2 protein-coding genes are annotated in these 1,851 nt (G+C 36.3%); one reads left to right on the forward strand and one right to left on the reverse strand.

Translation table 11 applies throughout. From position 1 onward, the window contains the following. The coding region (fdhD, locus tag ENL20_11640; protein HHE39206.1) for a formate dehydrogenase accessory sulfurtransferase FdhD at positions 1–651 on the forward strand (651 nt) is incomplete at its 5' end. Positions 652–779: 128 nt separating this feature from the next. Here the strand turns inward: fdhD and ENL20_11645 are convergent. Then, a complete protein-coding gene (locus ENL20_11645) occupies positions 780–1,643 on the reverse strand; it encodes a formate/nitrite transporter family protein (protein HHE39207.1) in 864 nt (287 codons plus the stop codon). Positions 1,644–1,851 lie beyond the last annotated feature (208 nt).

Genomic DNA, 1,851 nt, shown 5'->3' on the forward strand with positions numbered 1-1,851 from the left:
GCGTTAATCCGTGAGAATTTACTGGAACTGGCTTTTGGTTTTTTATTTTCGGAAGGGATCATCAAGGATAAAAAGGAAATAATTTCTTATAATTTTAGTTTTGAGGAAATGTATATCAATTTTGATTTGAAAATTCCTGATAAAAGGATTCAGAACTTCTTTGAAACTGGAGAAAAAACTTCCGGTTGCGGTTCGACTTTATCATCATCAATCATAGGAAAAAAGAATGAATTTCCAGAAATAAAAATTGATCCCCAAAACATTTTGCAATTAATGAAAAAGATGAATGAGTATTCGAGATTATTTAAAGAAACGGGTGGAGTTCACAGCGCTTGTCTGGTTCAAAATGATAAGATAATTTCTTATGCAGATGATATTGGCAGACATAATGCAGTAGACAAAGTTTTCGGGATGGCTATTATACAAAATATTGATTTAACGAAATGTTTTCTTCTAACCAGCGGAAGAATTTCCTCAGAAATTGTGAAAAAATGTATCAGAGTTGGAATTCCTGTTGTAATTTCAAGATCAGCACCAACATCAGAAGCGATCAGGCTCGGTTGGGAATATAAAACTTTTATTATCGGATTTGCAAGAGGAAAGAGATTTAATATTTATACGGGAGTAGATCGGAACTTATTCCGAAAGTAGTTCGTATTTTTCCATATCTTACAAACCTTGATGGTTTGCTAAACCTTCAAGGTTTCGGAACAAGTTCCGAACTACGAAAAAAGGTTCGACCAAATTGATCGAACCTTTATTAAAAAAATCAATGTTCTTTACGCTACTTTTTTTCCTTTAACATAGATCCACCAGTAAATTGCTCCAACAAAAATGGCTCCACCTACAAAGTTTCCAAGAGTAACTGTGATCAGGTTATTAGTGAAGAAAGTTCCCCAATTCAAGGAAGCAAGAGCTTCAGCAGATTTTCCGGATGCTTTGATCGCACCAGGAAATACTTTAGCAAAAATTCCAGCAGGAATAAAATACATATTAGCAATAGCATGCTCAAATCCGGAAGTTACAAACGCCATGATCGGGAAGAAAATTGCCAGCACTTTTCCGCCAATATCTTTGGCAGCGATTGCCATCATCACAGCCAGGCAAACAAGCCAGTTACAACCGATCGCCCGGAAGAAATACATAATGTTGTGAGGAGCGCCGCCATCGACAGTAGATGCAACTTTTCCGTAAGCAATATTAATAGCAGTTCCGCCTACATTTCCGCCGGTAAGTCCGCTCATGGAAGAGATGATCCAGGCGAGAAAGATCGAACCCACAAGATTTCCAAAAAAAACAAGACCCCAGTTTCTTAATAATTTTCCCAAACTGATATCTTTGTTCAATAAGCCGATAAACATCAGGTTATTTCCGGTCCAGAGTTCGGAACCCGGAATGATAACCAGCATAAGTCCAACACTAAAGACAGCACCGATAAAGAATTTTTTAAGTCCGAATAAAGCTGCTGTTCCTCCAATTGTCCAACCCGTAGCAACTGTTGTTGCGAGATGTGCGGCAAAACCGATAAATACACCGGCGAGAATCCCGAGCATAAAAAGTTTCATCGCATTGTTATTAGCTTTTGCTTTACTGATACCGATGAAAGCATTCGCTAATTCAGCAGGTGGCATAAAATTAGCCATAACTGATCCTCCTATTTTTATTATATTTCGAGGGCAAATTTATTTTTCCGATTTTGTTGTCAATGAGAATGTTTTCGCAAAATGAAGCATAAAATTTCTTAAATTAAGTTCATAAATTCAAAAAATAATTAAACACAGAAATAAACTGAATAAAAACAAAAATTCTGATGTTAATGGTAACTTTTGAAATTCCAATACGGAAGAATAA

It is taken from the genome of Candidatus Cloacimonadota bacterium (assembly GCA_011372345.1).
In the GTDB taxonomy this organism is placed as follows: Bacteria; Cloacimonadota; Cloacimonadia; order Cloacimonadales; family TCS61; genus DRTC01.

Bases quoted from the DNA above. Each gene is read 5' to 3' on its own strand.
- ENL20_11645 (HHE39207.1), bottom strand. From the start codon at position 1,643: ATGGCTAATTTTATGCCACCTGCTGAATTAGCGAATGCTTTCATCGGT.